At 64.8% G+C, this 17,735-nt stretch carries 12 protein-coding genes; 9 read left to right on the forward strand and 3 right to left on the reverse strand.

Annotation, left to right across the window (positions count from 1 at the left end; translation table 11 throughout):
* Nucleotides 1–360: 360 nt before the first annotated feature.
* Genes RT131_RS18780 through RT131_RS18790 form a run of 3 tightly spaced genes read right to left on the reverse strand, consistent with a single transcriptional unit; the run spans nucleotide 361 to nucleotide 8,000 of the window.
* The gene (locus tag RT131_RS18780; RefSeq protein WP_313174423.1) at nucleotides 361–3,480 is read right to left on the reverse strand and encodes an efflux RND transporter permease subunit; all 3,120 of its coding nucleotides are present in this window, start codon (nucleotides 3,478–3,480) and stop codon (nucleotides 361–363) included.
* A 6-nt stretch (nucleotides 3,481–3,486) separates the two neighbouring features.
* Nucleotides 3,487–6,711, reverse strand: a complete 3,225-nt coding sequence (locus RT131_RS18785) for an efflux RND transporter permease subunit (protein WP_313174424.1) — start codon at nucleotides 6,709–6,711, stop codon at nucleotides 3,487–3,489.
* A 47-nt stretch (nucleotides 6,712–6,758) separates the two neighbouring features.
* A complete protein-coding gene (locus RT131_RS18790) occupies nucleotides 6,759–8,000 on the reverse strand; it encodes an efflux RND transporter periplasmic adaptor subunit (RefSeq protein ID WP_313174426.1) in 1,242 nt (413 codons plus the stop codon).
* Nucleotides 8,001–8,518: 518 nt separating this feature from the next.
* Here RT131_RS18790 and RT131_RS18795 point away from each other — a divergent pair.
* The 9 genes from RT131_RS18795 (at nucleotide 8,519) to RT131_RS18835 (ending at nucleotide 17,581) form a co-directional block, all read left to right on the forward strand.
* A complete protein-coding gene (locus tag RT131_RS18795; RefSeq protein WP_313174427.1) occupies nucleotides 8,519–9,838 on the forward strand; it encodes an amidohydrolase in 1,320 nt (439 codons plus the stop codon).
* Between the two features lie 44 nt (nucleotides 9,839–9,882).
* A complete protein-coding gene (locus RT131_RS18800) occupies nucleotides 9,883–10,746 on the forward strand; it encodes a DUF4261 domain-containing protein (RefSeq protein WP_313174429.1) in 864 nt (287 codons plus the stop codon).
* Between the two features lie 81 nt (nucleotides 10,747–10,827).
* Nucleotides 10,828–11,637, forward strand: a complete 810-nt coding sequence (gene queF, locus RT131_RS18805) for an NADPH-dependent 7-cyano-7-deazaguanine reductase QueF (protein ID WP_313174431.1) — start codon at nucleotides 10,828–10,830, stop codon at nucleotides 11,635–11,637.
* A gap of 99 nt (nucleotides 11,638–11,736) precedes the next feature.
* Nucleotides 11,737–12,039 carry a LysM peptidoglycan-binding domain-containing protein gene (locus RT131_RS18810; RefSeq protein ID WP_313174433.1) on the forward strand — a complete coding sequence of 101 codons (303 nt, stop codon included), beginning with the start codon at nucleotides 11,737–11,739 and terminating at the stop codon, nucleotides 12,037–12,039.
* A 48-nt stretch (nucleotides 12,040–12,087) separates the two neighbouring features.
* Nucleotides 12,088–12,570 (forward strand): hypothetical protein, encoded by a 483-nt coding sequence (locus RT131_RS18815; RefSeq protein ID WP_313174434.1) that lies wholly within the window; start codon nucleotides 12,088–12,090, stop codon nucleotides 12,568–12,570.
* A 606-nt stretch (nucleotides 12,571–13,176) separates the two neighbouring features.
* Nucleotides 13,177–15,408: an NADP-dependent isocitrate dehydrogenase gene (locus RT131_RS18820; protein ID WP_313174435.1), complete on the forward strand. Its 2,232-nt coding sequence runs from the start codon at nucleotides 13,177–13,179 to the stop codon at nucleotides 15,406–15,408.
* 250 nt (nucleotides 15,409–15,658) lie between these two features.
* Nucleotides 15,659–16,627, forward strand: coding sequence for a hypothetical protein (locus tag RT131_RS18825; protein WP_313174436.1), 969 nt, complete (start codon nucleotides 15,659–15,661; stop codon nucleotides 16,625–16,627).
* Nucleotides 16,624–17,172: an ATP/GTP-binding protein gene (locus RT131_RS18830; RefSeq protein WP_313174438.1), complete on the forward strand. Its 549-nt coding sequence runs from the start codon at nucleotides 16,624–16,626 to the stop codon at nucleotides 17,170–17,172. The genes RT131_RS18825 and RT131_RS18830 overlap by 4 nt, the downstream gene beginning before the upstream one ends.
* Nucleotides 17,165–17,581 (forward strand): roadblock/LC7 domain-containing protein, encoded by a 417-nt coding sequence (locus RT131_RS18835; protein WP_313174440.1) that lies wholly within the window; start codon nucleotides 17,165–17,167, stop codon nucleotides 17,579–17,581. Before RT131_RS18830 ends, RT131_RS18835 begins: the two co-directional genes overlap by 8 nt.
* The last annotated feature ends 154 nt before the right edge of the window (nucleotides 17,582–17,735 follow it).

Below are 17,735 nucleotides of genomic sequence, written 5' to 3' on the forward strand. Positions count from 1 at the left end.
AAAATCTGAAGCCAAGGCCAAAGCCAAGCCAAAGCCAAAGCCAAAGCCAAAGTTCCCCTCATCCCAACCCTTCTCCCGCAGGCGGGAGAAGGGCTAAGGCGACAGCCGGAGCCGGAGCCGGAGCCGGAGCAAGAGCCAGAGCCAGAAGCCAGCAGCCAGCAGCCAGCAGCCAGCAGCCAGAGCAGCAGCCAGAGCAGCAGCCAGAGCAGCAGCCAGAGCAGCAGCCAGAGCAGCAGCCAGAGCCTCCCTCCCCAGCCCGTCCGGCCCGAAGGCCTAGCCTTCGGTCATTCATCAGGTCGCGCAGCAGTGCCGCGCAAGCAGACCTTCTTCACCCCCTGCGCTGCGCGCAAGGGAGGGGGATCACGCGCGTGCCAGCTTGCGCAGGCGCTTGCGCTCCCTGCTGCGTGTGCGCCAGTTGCGCCAATGCTGCTGCAGGCAGGAGAAAATCACATACAGCGCCGGCGTGCTGAGCAGGGTCAGGCTCTGCGAGATCAGCAGGCCGCCGATCATCGCGATGCCCAGCGGGCGGCGCAGTTCGGAGCCTTCACCCAGGCCAATCGCCAGCGGTAGTGCCGCAAGAATGGCGACCATCGTGGTCATCATGATCGGACGGAAACGCACGATGCTGGCTTCGCGCACTGCTTCGGCCGGCGACTTGCCGTGCACGCGCTGCGCGACCAGGGCGAAGTCGATCATCATGATCGCGTTCTTCTTGACGATGCCGATCAGCAACACCAGCGCGATCATCGAGATGATCGACAGGTCGGTATTGGTGACCCACAGGGCCAGCAGCGCACCCATGCCCGCCGCTGGCAGCGTGGACAGGATGGTCACCGGATGCACCAGGTTCTCGTAGAGCATGCCGAGCACGATGTAGACCGTGGCGATGGCGGCGATGATCAGCATCAGCATCGCCACCGGGTCCATCGCCTGGCGGAAGCCGCCGGGCGCGGCCTGGCGGATGTCGCCGGGCATGCGCAGGCCTTCGATCACCGATTTGACGATGGCATCGCCCTCGCCGCTGCTTACGCCCGGTGCAAGGTTGTAGCTCAGGTCCATCACCGTGTACTGGTTCTGGTGGGTGACCTGCGACGGTGCCAAACCGGCTTCCTGATGGGCCAGTGCGGTCAGCGGAATCATCTGCCCGCTCTTGGACGGCACGTACAGGTCTTCAATCGCGGCCGGGCTGCCGGTCTGGCTGGGCAGTGCATTGACCACCACGCCATATTGGTTGAGGTCGGCATAGATGGTGGAGATCTGGCGCTGGCCGAAGGCGCCGTACAGCGCGCCGTCGATGGCACCAATGGTCACGCCAAGGCGCGAGGCCTTCTCGCGGTCGATGACGATCTTCTGCATCAGGCCGCCCTTGTCCACGTCGGAGCCGACATCGCGCAGTTGCGGATGTTGCTTCAGCGCGGTCACCAGCTTGGGCAGCCATTCGGCCAGCTGTTCGGCGTCGTTGCCCTGCAGGGTCACACGGTTCTGCGCGCCCTGTGAGCCGCCACCGCCGCCGTCGGAGGGAAGGTCCTGGATCGCGCGCAGACGCACATCCAGATCCGGGAACTGCGCGGCTTTGGCGCTGAGCCGGCTGACCACCACATTGGTGGGCTCCTTGCGGCCTTCTTTCTCGGTATGCAGCTCGATGTTGAACTGTGCGCTGCTGCCCTGGCGGCTGGAGCCCAGTCGCGAGCCAACCATCTTCACCGCCGGGTCGGCCAGGAAGGTATCGCTGAGCCGGCGTTGGCGTTCGGCCATTTCCTGGAACGAGACGGTGGCACTGGAGCTGGCGCGGCCCCAGATCAGACCGGTGTCCTGCTCGGGGAACTGGCCCTTGCTGACCGAGCCGGCCAGGTAGAACGTCGCCACGATCAACAACAGCGGCGTCAGCGATAGCAGCAGGGCGTGGCGCAACGAGAAGTCCAGTGCCACCGTATAGACCTTGAGCATGCCCTCATGCACGCGGTCCAGCATGCGATTGGTGCGGGTATCGCGTGCGCCTTCGGCATGTGGATGCAGGAAGCGTGCACACAGGGCCGGGGTCAGGGTGAGCGAGACCACCGCCGAGACCAGGATGGCCGCAACCAGGGTCAGGGTGAACTCGCGGAAGAACGCACCGATCATGCCCTGGGCGAAGATGATCGGCAGGAACACCGCGATCAGCGAGGCGGTGATCGAGACGATGGTGAAGCCGATCTCGCGCGCACCTGCCATCGCTGCTTCCCGTCGCGGCATGCCCTCGTCGAGATGGCGCATGACGTTCTCGATCACCACGATGGCGTCGTCGACGACGAAGCCGATGGCAATCACCAGCGCCAGCAGGGTGAGGTTGTTGAGGGTGAAGTCCAGGGCGTACATCACCAGTGCAGCACCGGCCAGCGACAGCGGGACGGTCACGGCGGCAATAAGCGTCGGTGCCAGCCGGCGCAGGAACAGCGCCATGGTCAGGATCACCATCAGCAGACTGATCATCAAGGTGATCTGCACTTCGGCCAGCGAGGCGCGGATGGTCGGGGTGCGGTCGAAGTACGGGGTCAGCGTGCTGCCTGCATCCAGATAGCCGGTGAGCGAGGGAATGGCTGCCTTTACCCGGTCGACGGTAGCGACCAGGTTGTCGCCGCTGCGCAGGTAGACATACATCAGCACCCCACGCTTGCCGTTGAACCACGCGGCTTGATATGCGTCCTGCTGGCCGTCGTAGACCGTGGCCACATCCTTCAAGCGCACCACCGCGCCATCGTGGGTGGAGATGGCGACGTTGGCGAAATCCGAAGCCTTGCGGATCTGGTCGTTGAGGATGATCGCGGTCTGGCTGCTGCCGTCGCTGAGGAAGCCCAGCGGCGAGGCGACGTTGGCCGCACGCATCGCGTTGCGCAGATCATCCGGGCTCAGGCCCAGTGCGGTCATCGCACGCAGGTTGAGGTCGACGCGCACTGCTGGCGTGGAAGCACCGGCGATATCCACCTGCGAGACACCGGGCAGCTGGCGCAGGCGCTGCGCCAGCAGTGAGTCGGCGGTGTTGTACAGCTCGGCTACCGACTGCGTGTCCGAGGTCAACGCCAGCGCGATCACTGGATCGTCGTTGGGATTGGCTTTCTGGTACGTCGGCGTATTGATGCCGGCTGGCAGGTCGGCCATGGCCGCGTTGATCGCAGCCTGCACGTCCTGTGCGGCCGAATCGATATCGCGGCTGGTGTTGAACATCAGGAACACCATGCTGCGGCCATCGCTGCTGCTGGAACGCATGGTATCGATGCCCGGCACCTGGCCCAGGTGCCGCTCCAATGGCGCGGTGACCGTGGCCGCCATGGTGTTGGCGTCGGCACCGGTATTGGAGGCCTGCACGAAGATCACCGGGATGGCGAGGTTGGGCAGGGCGGCAACGCCCAGCCGCAGGTAGCAGACCAGTCCGGCGAAGAACAGGCCGATCGCCAGCAGGGTGATGCCGATCGGGCGCGAGATGAAAGGCGCGGAGATGTTCATCCGCGCTTACCGTGCCGTCTGCAGGCGGGCAGCGGCGCGTTGTTCGCGGCGCTTGGCCGCCCACTCGGACAGACGCTCGAAGTAGAGATAGATCACCGGCGTGGTGTACAGCGTGACCAGCTGCGACAGCAGCAGGCCGCCGACGATGGCCACACCCAGCGGCCGCCGCAGCTCCGAACCGATACCGGTGCCAAGGGCCAGCGGCAGGGCGCCAAGCATGGCCGCGGCGGTGGTCATCATGATCGGCCGGAAACGCAGCAGGCAGGCGCGGCGGATCGCGTCATAGGCATTGGCGCCGGAGCGCTGCGCGTCCAGCGCGAAGTCGATCATCATGATCGCGTTCTTCTTGACGATGCCGATCAGCAACACGATGCCGACGATGCCGTCCACCGACAGGCTCATGCCGCACAGGTACAGGGCCAGCAGTGCACCGACGCCGGCCGGTGGCAGGGTCGAGATGATGGTCAGCGGATGGATCCAGCTCTCGTACAGCACGCCGAGCACGATGTAGATCACCGCGATGGCGGCCAGCAGCAACAGGATCACGTCGGTCTGGCTGCTGGAGAACTCGGCGGCGGTGCCGACGAACTGTGCCTGCATCTGTTGCGGCAGCTCCAGTTCGGCCACTGCGTTGTTGATCGCATCCACGCCTTCGGACAAGGAGTAACCCGGCGCCAGGTTGAACGAGATCGTCGCCGATGGCAGCTGCTGCTGGTGGCTGACGATCAGCGGCGCGGTGCCGGGCTTGGCGCTGGCAATCGCCGACAGCGGGATGCTGCCGCCTGCGCCGAGCGCGATGCCGGTATTGGCACTGCCGATGCCGGTGGCGGTCGACGAGTTGCTCGAGGTCACCTGGCCCAGCGTGGTGGCATTGCTGCCGCTGAGCGTGCCGCTGCCGTTGCTGCCTATCGCCAGCTGGTTCATCAGTGCGTCGCTGGTGCGGAACTCCGGTGCCACTTCCAGCACCACGCGATACTGGTTGAGCTGGGTGAAGATGGTCGAGATCTGGCGCTGGCCGTAGGCGTCGTACAGCGTGTCGTCGATGGTCTGCATCGGCACGCCGTAGCGGCTGGCCTTGTCGCGGTCCACTTCCACATGCAGCGCACGGCCGTGGTTGGCCAGGTTGTCGTCGACGTCGGCCAGTTCCGGCAGCCGGCGCAAGGCATCGGTGACACGCTCGGTCTGTTTTGCCAGCTCGGCGCTGTCCATGTCCGACAGCGAGAACTGGTAGGCAGTGGCGGCCACGCGCGTATCCAGGGTCACGTCCTGCACCGGCTTCAGGTACAGCGCGACGCCGGGGATATGCGCGGCGGCGGCCTGCAGGCGCGGCAGGATCACATCCAGCCCATCACGATCACCACGGTCCTTGAGCACGATGCTCAGCTGGCCCTGGTTGAGGGTGGGGTTCATGCTGCCGGCGCCGATGTAGGCGGCGACACCGGTAACCGCTTCATCGTCCTGCAGCGCGGAGGCGACCGCCTGGGTGCGCTGCTGCATCTGCTCGAAGGCGACGTTCTGGTCGGCGATGACCACGCCGGTGATCATGCCGGTGTCCTGGTCGGGTAGCAGGCCCTTGGGGATCACCATGTACAGAAGCACGGTCAGCGCGACCGAGGCCAGTGCGATGCCCAGGGTCAGCGGCTGGTGGTGCAGCACCCAGTCCAAGGTGCGTTCGTAGACGCCAACCAGGCGCGACCAGGCGGTGACCTTGCCTTCCGCTGCGGCCCGCTCGTGGGCGTCGTCACCCTCGGGCAGTGCGTCCGGCTTCAGCAGGTAGGCGCACATCATCGGCGTCAGCGTCAGCGAGATCACCATCGAGATCGCCACCGCAATCGACAACACCCAGGCGAACTCATGGAACAGGCGACCGGTGACGCCCGGCATCAGGATCAGCGGCAGGAATACCGCGATCAAGGACACCGTCAACGACAGCACGGTGAAGCCGATTTCGCGGGAGCCGACTTCCGCCGCTTCCTGGCCGTCCTTGCCCTGTTCGATATAGCGCACGATGTTCTCGATCATCACGATCGCATCGTCGACCACGAAGCCGGTGGCCACGGTCAGCGCCATCAGCGACAGGTTGTCCAGCGACATGCCGGCGAAGGCCATCACCCCGAACGTGCCAAGCAGAGACAGCGGTACCGCCACCGAGGGGATCACCGTCGCCCATAGCCGGCGCAGGAACACGAAGATCACCGCCACCACCAGGCAGATGGTGAGCACCAGGGTGAACTGCACGTCGTGCACCGAGGCGCGGATGGTGACGGTGCGGTCGGAAAACACATCGAGCTTTACGTCGGCCGGCAGCATGCCCTGCAGGTTGGGCAGGATCTGGCGGATGTTCTCCACCGTCTTGACGATGTTGGCGCCGGGCTGGCGGCGCACTTCCAGCAGCACGGCCGGCTTGCCATCGGCCCAGGCGGCGAGCTGGTCGTTCTCCACCCCGTCGACCACTTTGGCGACGTCACGCAGGCGCACCGGCGCACCGTTCTGGTAGCGGGTGATGATGTCGTTGTAGTCGGCCGCGTCGCTGAGCTGGTCGTTGGTGGACAGCGTATAGCTCTGCGTCTTGCCGTTGAGCGAGCCCTTGGGCGCGTTGACGTTGGCCTGGGTCAGCGCACTGCGCAGGTCTTCCAGGGTCATGCCCATGTTGGCCAGCTGCGCCGGGTTGACCTGGATGCGCACCGCCGGCCGCACGTTGCCGGCGATGGAGACCAGACCAACACCGTCGGTCTGCGACAGGCGCTGGGCGAGGATGGAGTCGGCCAGATCGTTGACCTCACGCAGCGGGCGCGTGTCCGAGGCCAGTTTCAGGGTCAGGATCGGCGCATCGGCCGGATTCACCCGGTTGTAGACCGGCTGGTAGGGCAGCGAGCTGGGCAGGGTGGCCTGGCGGATGGCCGCCTGCACGTCCTGCGCGGCGGTATCCAGATCGCGTTCCATCGAGAATTGCAGCACGATGCTGGACAGGCCGGCCGACGAATCGGAGGTCATCATGTCCAGCCCGGAAATCTGCCCCAGCTGCCGCTCCAGCGGCGTGGTCACCAGCGAGGCCATGGTCTGCGCGCTGGCACCCGGGTACTGGGTGGTCACCACCAGACTGGGCGCTTCGATCTCGGGCAGGGCCGCAACCGGCAGGCGTTGGTAACCGAGGATGCCCAGCAGCATCAGCCCGATCATCAACAGGGAGGTGGCGATCGGGCGCCGGATGAAGATAGTCGAAAAGCCCACGGTCGGTTCCTGGTGCGGGGGAGGGGAGGCGGGTGCCGGCCAGCGCCTCAGCGCGGCGGGCCACCCCGTCCACCACGGTTGCCCTTCTGGCTGGCCGCCTTGAGCTGTTCTTCAGTCGGCGCCGGCGGTGCCTGGCCCGGCGCCAGCGCATTGACCTTGCTGCCTTCCTTCAAGCGGAACTGGCCTTCGGTGACGACCTTGTCGCCCGCCTGCAGGCCGCTGCTGATCACCACGTGGCTGTCGTCGACCTGGCCGCCCTGCACGACATTACGCAGGGTGACGGTGTCGTCGGGCTTGATCAGGTAGACGAAATCGCTGGTGCTGCTGCGCTGCACTGCTTCGGCCGGTACCACGATCGCGCCCGGCAGCACATTGAGCTTCATCTGCACGTTGACGAACTGGCCTGGCCACAGCGCATCGTTGGCATTGGGGAACTGGGCGCGCAGGCGGAAGGTGCCGCTGCTGCTGCTGATCTGGTTGTCCACCACCTGCAACACGCCGTCGGCATTGACCACGCTGCCGCCTTCGCGGTCCAGGGTGGCGGTCTGCAACGGGCCTGCGGCCTGTGCGCTGCGCACTGCGTCGAGCTGCTGCTCGGGCAGGTTGAACAGCACATAGGCCGGCTGCAGCTGGGTCACGGTGACGATCTGGCTGCCGGCGCTGACCACATTGCCCGGGTCGACCGCGCGGATGCCGGCGATGCCGTTGATCGGCGAGGTGATGCGGGTGTAGTCCAGCTGCACCTTGGCCTGCGCGGCCGATGCCTGCGAGGCGGCAACGGCGGCCTGGTACTGGGCGACCTGGTTGCGCAGCGTGGTCAGGTCGGTCTGCGCCACGAACTGGCGGTATTCCGGCGAGTTGGAGCGTGCGTAGTTGGACTGCGCGGTGGCCAGTAGCGCCTCGTTCTGGCGCTTGCTGGCGATGGCCTGGTCATACTGGGCCTGGAAGGTGCGCGGGTCGATCTGCGCCAGCAGGTCACCCTTCTTGACCGCCTGGCCTTCGCGGAAGTTGACGCTGAGCAGCTGACCGCCGACCTGCGGGCTGACCGTGACGGTGTTGAATGCGGTCACCGTGCCCTGTGCGGTCAGGTAGACCGGCACGTCCTTCTTCTCCGCGCTGACGGCGGTGACCGGCACGGGATCCTTGTCCTGCTGGCCCCTGCCTCCCTGGCTCATGCCAGACTGCGCAGCACCGGCCTTCTGCTTGCCGCCCCCCATCACCCGATAGCCGATACCGGCCACCAGCAGTACTGCAATGACCAGCAGTACGATCTTCCAGAAACGCGACATGCGAAAACTCCTGAGGAACCGATAGGGGGAGAACGATCAAGGCGCAGAGGATACCGCCGCGCCTGTGCTCTGGGAGGCATGACCGATGGGCCACGCATACAGACCCGTGCAGGTGATGAACGTTCCATCGCGGCATCGGTTGACCTGATGTTGTAGTGCCGAGCCATGCTCGGCTGGGGCCTTCCCAGCGTCGCATCAACCTGCAGGAATGCTGTGGGAGCGGCGTCAGCCGCGAAGCCGAAACATTGGGAGTCACCCATTGGTCTGTGATCTGGCGAACCATCAGCGTGGCGGCTGACGCCGCTCCTACAAGCTGACGGGTTGCGAGGATTGCCCTTGCCGAGCATGGCTCGGCACTACATGGGGCCCTGCATGTTGGTGGGTTGCGAGGAACGCCCTGCCGAGCATGGCTCGGCACTACCGTGGATTGCTTACAGCGTGCCGGTTCCCTGGCGGCGGCCGCTTGGCCCATGATGGGCTTACATTCACCCGGTCCCCGATTGGAAGGAGAGTTGCTGATGGCCCGCAAGACTGTGTTGCTGTCTGCCTTGCTTTGCGCCCTTGCCCCGCTGGCGCAGGCCCAGGATGCCGCACAGCGGCCGGAGGTGGCGGCAGCCGCCAGTCGCCTGCAGCAGCAGGTGGTGGACTGGCGTCGCGACTTCCATGCCCATCCGGAACTCTCCAATCGCGAAGAACGCACCGCCGCCAAGGTCGCCGAGCGCCTGCGCGCGATGGGCCTGAACCCGAAGACCGGCGTGGCCGTGCACGGCGTGGTCGCCATCATCAAGGGCGGCCTGCCCGGCCCGAAGATCGCCTTGCGTGCCGACATGGACGCGCTGCCGGTCACCGAGCAGACCGGCCTGCCGTTCGCCTCCAAGGCCACCGCCGAGTACCGCGGCGAGCAGGTCGGTGTGATGCATGCCTGCGGCCATGACGCACACACCGCAACCCTGCTGGGCGTGGCCGACGCTTTGGTCGCGATGCGCGACAAGCTGCCCGGGGAAGTGATGCTGATCTTCCAGCCCGCCGAGGAAGGCGCACCACCGCCGGAGCAGGGCGGTGCCGACCTGATGCTGAAGGAAGGCCTGTTCAAGGACTTCAAGCCGGAGGCGGTGTTTGGCCTGCACGTGTTCTCCAGTGTGCAGGCGGGCCAGATCGCCGTGCGCGGTGGTCCGCTGATGGCCGCCTCCGACCGCTTCGGCATCACCGTCAACGGTCGCCAGACGCATGGCTCGGCGCCGTGGAACGGGGTTGACCCGATTGTTGCGGCCTCTGACCTGATTGGTACCGCGCAGACCATCGTCAGCCGTCGCGCCAACTTGTCCAAGCAGCCGGCTGTGCTTACCTTCGGCGCGATCAAGGGCGGCATCCGCTACAACATCATTCCCGACTCGGTGGAGATGGTCGGCACCATCCGCACCTTTGACCCGGACATGCGCAAGCAGATCTTCGCCGATCTGCGCAATGTCGCCGAACACACCGCTGCCGCCCACGGTGCCACCGCGGTCACCGACATCTACGAGAAGGACGGCAATCCGGCCACCGTCAACGATCCTGCGCTGACCGCGCGCATGCTGCCCAGCCTGCAGGCGGTGGTGGGCAAGGCCAATGTCTATGAGCCGCCACTGCAGATGGGCTCGGAGGACTTCTCGCTGTACGCACAGCAGGTGCCGTCGATGTTCTTCTTCGTCGGCTCCACCGGTGCCGGCATCGATCCGGCCACCGCGCCGAGCAATCATTCACCAAAGTTCCTGCTCGACGAAAAGGCGCTGGACGTGGGTCTGCGCGCGCTGTTGCAGGTGTCGCTGGACTACCTGCACGGTGACAAGGCGGGCTGAGTCCGGGTAGTGTCGGGGCTTACCTACAAGGAAGAAGTAGCCCCATGAGTGCCAGCCTGGCCATGCTGCTGCAGTCGCAGCTCGACCCTCAGCTCACCGCCGACGCCCTGCTTGCGCAGATGCGCAGCGATTGGCCCGACCTGGACCAGTCGCTGCTGCGGCTGGGCGAAGCCCCGTCTACTGGCGATGAGGACACGAACGCCGATGGCGACGATTCGCCGATGCTGTGTCTGGAATACGCCGACTACCTGATCGCGTTGATGCCCATCCCGGTGCAGATCGGCGATGACATCGCGCAGATCTGCGCACACAGCCGGTTGTGGCCAGACGCCACGCCGGCGCCGGTGGAATACGCCGCACACACCATCGTCACCGTGATGCGCTTCGGCGACGACGGGCAGGAAACCAATCTTGTCGCACAGGCGGCACTGCTCAGTCGCGTGCTGGCCTCGGCCGTCGCCGTGTCCAACAGCATCCAGGCGGTCTACTTCGGTAGTGCCAATCATGTCGTGCTGCCGGGCCTGTTCCGCGAGCTGACCCAGGCCACCCTGCCCGAACCGCTGCCGATTGCCTGGGTGGCAATCAACGTGGGCGCGCGTCCGGATGGGGTGATGACCGGCCATACCCGTGGCATGGACATGCTGGGCCTGATGGACATCGAGATTCCCGAGACCGCTGACAGCGCCGAGGGCGTGTTCAGCCGGCTCACCGGCATCGTCGATTACCTGATCGAGAACGGCATGGTCATCAGTGATGGCGACACCCTTGGCGCGACCGAAGATGAACGCATCCGCGTGGTCTACGGTCCGTCGGCGCTGGACCCGGAGCGGGAGGTGATGCGGCTGGTCAGCGAGGAGATACCGCAGGCCAAGGCGGGCAGATCGTGGTGGCAGCGGTTGCTGAACTGAAGCAGCAGGCTGCACCTGTCCTCATCGAAACGGCGCGCCGGTATATCCGGCGCTCAAGCTGGCGCAATTACAATGGCGCCAATGAACACTCCCCAAGATTCCAGCCTCGGCCGTGAGGTCGACTACCCCCGCCAGTACGACGCCAGTCTGCTGTTCCCGATCCCGCGCGCCGGCGCCCGTGCCGAGATCGGCCTGGGCAGCGAACTGCCGTTCGTCGGCGAGGACCGCTGGCATATCTATGAGCTGGGCTGGCTGGACGCGCGTGGCAAGCCCTGCGTGGAAACCGCCACCTTGTACGTGCCGGCGACCTCGCCGAACCTGATCGAATCCAAGTCGCTCAAGCTGTACCTGAACTCGCTCAACGGCGCGCGCTTCAATCGGGCCGAGGCGGTGCGTGAGCGCATTGTCACTGACCTGTCGACCTGTGCCGGTGCCGATGTACGGGTCGAATTCGGCCTGCCAGCGGTCGCGCGGGCGCCGGGCGAAAGCATCGATCATCTGGATGTCGCCATCGACAGCTATGGCCCACCGGATGCCAGCGTGCTGTCGGCCGATGCCGATATCGTGGTGGATGAAACCCTGGTCTCGGCATTGCTCAAGTCCAATTGCCCGGTGACCGGTCAGCCAGACTGGGCCAGCGTCAGCATCCGTTACCACGGCCCGCGCATCGACCGCGAAGGGCTGCTGCGTTATCTGGTCAGCTACCGTGACCATGCCGAATTCCATGAACAATGCGTGGAGCGGATCTTCCTGGAGCTTGGTCAGCACTGCCAGCCCGGCATGCTGGAGGTCGAGGCTCGCTATACCCGCCGTGGCGGCCTGGACATCAACCCGCGTCGGGCCAGCCCCGGCATGACTGCCAGCCTCCCGATCCGGGATCTGCGTCAATAAACATTCAGCTGCGTACGCTGGTTTTTACGTTGGCACGATGAAACCTTAACAGGCGTCGTGCAATCGTTGCTTCCCGTCAGTCACGGAGGAGCCGCCTGGATGAGCAGTACTGATAAGAAAGCCGATTTTTCCGATGTCACCGGTACCGTCACCAGCACCGAACAGGTGGTGCAGAAAGCCGATTTCTCCGATGTGACGGCGACCGTGACCAGTACCGAAGAGATCGTCGGGGAGCAGCAGTACACGGTGCAGAGTGGCGACAGCCTCTCCAAGATCGCCAAGAAGCTGCTTGGCGACGGCAACGCATGGAAGAAGATCTTCGATGCCAACCGTGATGTCCTCGATGACCCGGACAAGATCCGCCCGGGGCAGACACTGAAGATTCCGGCGCGCCAAGGCTGATCCCTGCGCCAATACGTACGCACCTTCAAACCAGATTCGGAGCAATTCATGAAGAAGACGTCGCTTAGCAGTGCCCTGATGATCGCCGTGGTCGGTGCCGTGGCACTGGTTGGTTGCAAGAAGAAGGAAGAAGCTGCGCCGGCTCCGCCGCCGCCCGCTGCGACCGCCCCGGCTCCGATGGTCGAGTCGGCACCCGCTGCGCCGGTTCTTGCGGTGACCGCGGTGACTGTCGGTAATGCGGCAGCAGCGGATATGTCGGTGGCACCGGTCGCGGTACTGGCAGCCAAGGACAAGATCATTGTTTCGGTCAAGACCAGCGGCACGGCCAGCAATGTGCCGGTGGCTGCCAAGTTGACCTACCAGGATGGCCAGGTGGCCGGTGAGCAGAGCGCCACGCTCAATGCCACCGACACCGGCACCACCAACATCGAATTCACCAAGGCAACGCCGTGGCCGGCTGGCAAGTACACCGCTGACGTCACCGTTGATGGCAAGGCGGCCGGCATGCCGCAGCAGTTCGAGGTGAAGTGAGTAAGGCGTTAGCCGACGCAACTCTCTCCCGTCGGTGATACGCATGGGCGCAGCCATCAGGCTGCGCCTTTTTTTATCCGCTTGAACAGCAATTCGATTCACTGGAGCTTTGAGTCACGCCTAACCAGATGCCTGACTCTGGCATCGGATTGTTCTTGTAGGAGCGGCGTCAGCCGCGAAGCAGGGACATCATCAGGTGCATGGCTTTGAGGCAACCTCAGCTTCGCGGCTGACGCCGCTCCTACACGCAACATACCCTGCCTCGCTCCAGTGAACAGCAGTGTGCGCGCCCCTTTATTTGCGCACTGTCTACCCCTGTCCATGTACAGCGCGGGTGGTTGCAGCTGAGACCACCATTGCGGCAAACAGCGCGAGCCAAGACGGCACAAGGCCTGCGCAAGCTCGCATGGCAGATGGCGAGCTGCTCCCTACCTTGGCGTATGGATTTGCTTTGCCCGCTCCGGTCGAAAACGCGACAATGCGAGGGTTTCCTCACCCGGCAGCCGGGCAGGGACTGCGCGCCGGCCCACTGGATGGCCATGCGCCCGCCCCATCGCCGCTGCCATTCCACGCACCGCATCCGTCAGCAAGAGAGTTTTTGCCCCCATGTCGAATACGCCGAAGATCATCTACACGCTCACCGACGAAGCTCCGTTCCTGGCCACGCAGTCGCTGCTGCCGATCGTCGATGCCTTTACCGCGACCGCCGGCATTGCCGTCGAAACCCGCGACATCTCGCTGTCCGGCCGCATCCTGTCGCAGTTCCCGGATTTCCTGAAGGACGACCAGAAGATCAGCGATGACCTGGCCGAACTGGGCGAACTGGCGACCAAGCCGGAAGCCAACATCATCAAGCTGCCGAACGTGTCGGCCTCGGTGCCGCAGCTCAAGGCCGCGATCAAGGAACTGCAGGACCAGGGCTTCATCCTGCCGAACTACCCGGACGCGCCCACCGACGACGTCTCGCGCGACATCAAGGCGCGCTACGACAAGATCAAGGGCAGCGCGGTGAACCCGGTGCTGCGCGAAGGCAATTCCGACCGCCGCGCACCGCTGTCGGTGAAGAACTACGCGCGCAAGCATCCGCACCGCATGGGCGCCTGGACCGCCGACTCCAAGTCGCATGTCGCGCACATGGACGGCGGTGACTTCTACGGCAGCGAAAAGTCGGCCACCATCGACAACGCCGGCAGCCTGAAGATCGCGCTGGTACAGAACGACGGCAACACCGTCGTGCTGAAGGAGAAGACCGCGGTCAAGGCCGGCGAGATCGTCGATTCCGCGGTGATGAACCGCAAGGCGCTGGCCGCCTTCGTCGATGCACAGATTGCCGATGCCAAGGCGCAGGGCGTGCTGTTCTCGCTGCACCTGAAGGCGACCATGATGAAGGTCTCCGACCCGATCATGTTCGGCGTCGTGGTCGAGGAGTTCTACAAGGACGTGCTGGCCAAGCACGCTGACACGCTCAAGCAGGTGGGCTTTGATGCCAACAACGGCATCGGCGACCTGTACGCACGTCTGCCGCAGCTGCCGGAAGCCGAGCAGGAAGCGATCAAGGCCGACATCGCCGCCGAGTACGCCAAGCGCCCGGCCGTGGCCATGGTCAACTCGGACAAGGGCATCACCAACCTGCACGTGCCGTCGGACGTGATCGTCGACGCCTCGATGCCGGCGATGATCCGTGACTCCGGCAAGATGTGGAATGCCGAAGGCAAGCTGCAGGACACCAAGGCCATCATTCCCGACCGCTGCTACGCCGGCGTGTACCAGGCCGTCATCGACGACTGCAAGGCACACGGCGCGTTCAACCCGGCGACCATGGGCTCGGTGCCGAACGTCGGCCTGATGGCGCAGAAGGCCGAAGAATACGGCTCGCACGACAAGACCTTCCAGATCGCTGCCGATGGCGTGGTCAAGGTCACCGACGAGGCGGGCAATGTGGTGTTCGAGCACGCTGTCGAAGCCGGTGACATCTGGCGCATGTGCCAGACCAAGGACGCGCCGATCCAGGACTGGGTGAAGCTGGCCGTCAGCCGCGCCCGCCTGAGCAATACCCCGGCGCTGTTCTGGCTGGACAGCAAGCGCGCCCACGATGCGCAGGTGATCGCCAAGGTCGAGAAGTACCTCAAGGACCATGACACCAACGGCCTGGACATCCGCATCCTGTCGCCGGAAGAAGCGACCGCGGTGTCGCTGGAGCGCATCCGCAAGGGCGAGGACACCATCTCGGTGACCGGCAACGTGCTGCGTGACTACCTCACCGACCTGTTCCCGATCCTGGAGCTGGGCACCAGCGCCAAGATGCTGTCGATCGTGCCGCTGATGGCCGGTGGCGGCCTGTTCGAAACCGGTGCCGGTGGTTCGGCGCCGAAGCACGTGCAGCAGTTCGTGGAAGAGGATTACCTGCGCTGGGATTCGCTGGGTGAGTTCCTGGCCCTGGCTGCATCGCTGGAACACCTGGGCCAGCGTTACGACAACAAGGGCGCCAGCGTGCTGGCCAATGCGCTGGACGCGGCCAACGGCAAGTTCCTGGACAACGACAAGTCGCCGTCGCGCAAGCTCGGTGGCATCGACAACCGTGGCAGCCACTTCTACCTGGCCATGTACTGGGCACAGGCGCTGGCCGAGCAGAATGACGATGCCGCGCTGAAGGCCAAGTTCGCACCGCTGGCCGAGGCATTGACCAGCAACGAGCAGAAGATCGTCGACGAGCTGGCGGCGGTACAGGGCAAGGCGGTGGACATCGGCGGCTACTACCGCCCGGACCTGGCCAAGGCCGGCCCGGCGATGCGCCCGAGCGCCACCCTCAATGCGGCCATTGCCAGCCTCAAGGCCTGATCCACGTAAGAGTAACGGCAGCATGTTGTAGCTGCTGTTACACATCGAAAGCCTGCATCCCGCGCGGATGCAGGCTTTCTTGTTTTCGGTGTGATGACGGCGTGTAGATACGACCAAGGTCGAGTAGTGGAAGCTGCACTGAAAAATCGAAGTGTGGGTCCAATCACCCTTTCACATGCAGCTTCTGGAATAGCCTGATTCGACACGCAGGGAATCGCATGACGCGGGCGCGTCGAAAGGGGAAGAGGGCATGACCAGGGTGCTGGTAGTGGGCTCGGACACCCGTGAGGAGCAGACGCTTCTCGGGCGCTTGAGGGAGATTGCGGGTTTGCCGCCAGAGGGCCTGCAACGTTGTGTGGACCTGGACCAATGCGACCTGCTGCTGGTGCGCGATACCCCGGCATTGCGCAGTGCTGCCCAGCACATGGCCAGCAAGCGGCCGGCGATGCGGCTGTGGCTGCACGATGACGAGGGTGCGGTCCACGACGGCCGCAGCAACACGGCACTGCATCTGGACCAGGCGCAGATCCAGCGTGCGCTGGCACCACCACCTGCAGCAACCACCACCGATGGTTTGTACCTGGCCAGCGGTGCCAAGCAGGTGACCCGCCTGCTACGGCGGCGGTTGCAGGAAAAGCAGGGCCGTGCGGTGCTGTCATTGCAGGGCCAACCACAGCTGCTGATTGATTTCGAACACGACCAGATGGTGCCGCTTTACGTGCATCCCGCACAGGGGCCGAGCCTGGCCCAGCAACTGGGTGATGTATTCGAGTTGCTGGCCTTGCAGGAGCTGTCGCTGGCGCGTTTCCAGGCGCTGGCGGAGAACCTGTCGCGGCAACCGCTGCGGCCGCTGCTCTGGCAGATGGCACAGCATGGTGACAACTGGACAGATTTCGATCGACGTCTGCAGCAGCACGCGCGGGTAAGCCTGCTGCGCTGGCCGGACTTCCGCGTGCTTGCGCATCAGCACGATGGCTTCCGGCTATGCTCGCTGCTGCTTAAAAAGCCCTGCACCCTGGCCGAATGCACCGAGTTGCTGGAGTTGGACAGCGACGCGGCCCGCGCCTTCATGCGCTCGGCCTACCTGTGCGGCTATGCCACCGTGCAGGTACCGGAGCCGGCCGCTGCGCCGCCGCCGGTGCCGGTCAAGGTCGGGGCCAGCGCCTTGCTGGCGCGGATGTGGCGCAGCGTTCGTCAACGCACAGGGACCCATGCATGATCGAACACAAGGTAGTGATTCTGGGCGCCATGGGGGCGGGCAAGTCGACCTTGGTGCGCGCTGTAGCCGGCGGCACGGTCATTGATACCGATGTACTCAACACCGATGCCAGCTCTTCCAAGCTGGCAACGACGGTGGCGATGGACTATGCCGATGTGAATCTTCCCAATGGGGACCGCCTGCGCCTGTACGGCACCCCGGGGCAGGAGCGCTTTTCCTTCATCTGGCCGGTCCTGCTGCAGGGCGCCCGTGGCGTGGTGATACTTGCAGACGCCTCCAGCCCCGACGTGGCGCAGGAGATGGAGCGCTACCTGCTGGCCTTGCGTGAGCACGCCGCGACAGTTCCGGCGGTGATTGGCGTCTCCAAGTTTGACCTGATGCCGGACGTGGATCTTGACGCCTGCCTGCTGCAGGCACAGAAGACCGCCGGCCGGCCGCTGCCACTGGTGCCATTCGATGCGCGTTCGGAGGATGCGGTGATGCTGCTGATGGATGTGCTGATGGGCGAAGTCGAGGCTGCTGCGTTGGTGGATGCTCATGGCTGAGGCAAAGGCGATAGCACTGCTGGAGGACTGGGAAGTTGCCGCGATAGACCAACGGTTGCAGGAGTTCACCGGTTCGGTGGATGGCGTGCGTGCCGCGGTGGTCGCCAGTGTCGATGGCTTTGTCCTGGCACAGGCGGCTACGGAGACTTCCAGTGGCGAGCGCCTGGCCGCCATGACCAGTGCGATGCTGGCGCTGGCATCGGCGGTGGGGCGTGAGTTGGCCCTGGGGACAATGGAGGTGCTGTTGCTTGAGGCCAGCGAAGGCAAGGTGTTGATGCAGTCCATCCCACTGCCTCGCGGCTCCTTGCTGCTGATGGCTGCCTGCGGCCAGCGCAGCGTGATTGGCCACGTGCTGTGGAGCGCGCGCGAGTGTGGGCGCAAGATCCAGGCGGAGTTGTCCGGGGAGTAAGGGGGCGGTAGCTGTGGCTGCATTGGAACCAAAGCCAAAGCTCCCCTCATCCCAACCCTTCTCCCGCCGGCGGGAGAAGGGCTAAATCTAAATCTAAGTCCAAAGCCAAAGCCAAAGCCAAAGCCAAAGCCAAAGCCAAAGCCAAAGCCAAAGC

Source organism: Stenotrophomonas sp. (assembly GCF_032066555.1).
Classification (GTDB): Bacteria; Pseudomonadota; Gammaproteobacteria; order Xanthomonadales; family Xanthomonadaceae; genus Stenotrophomonas.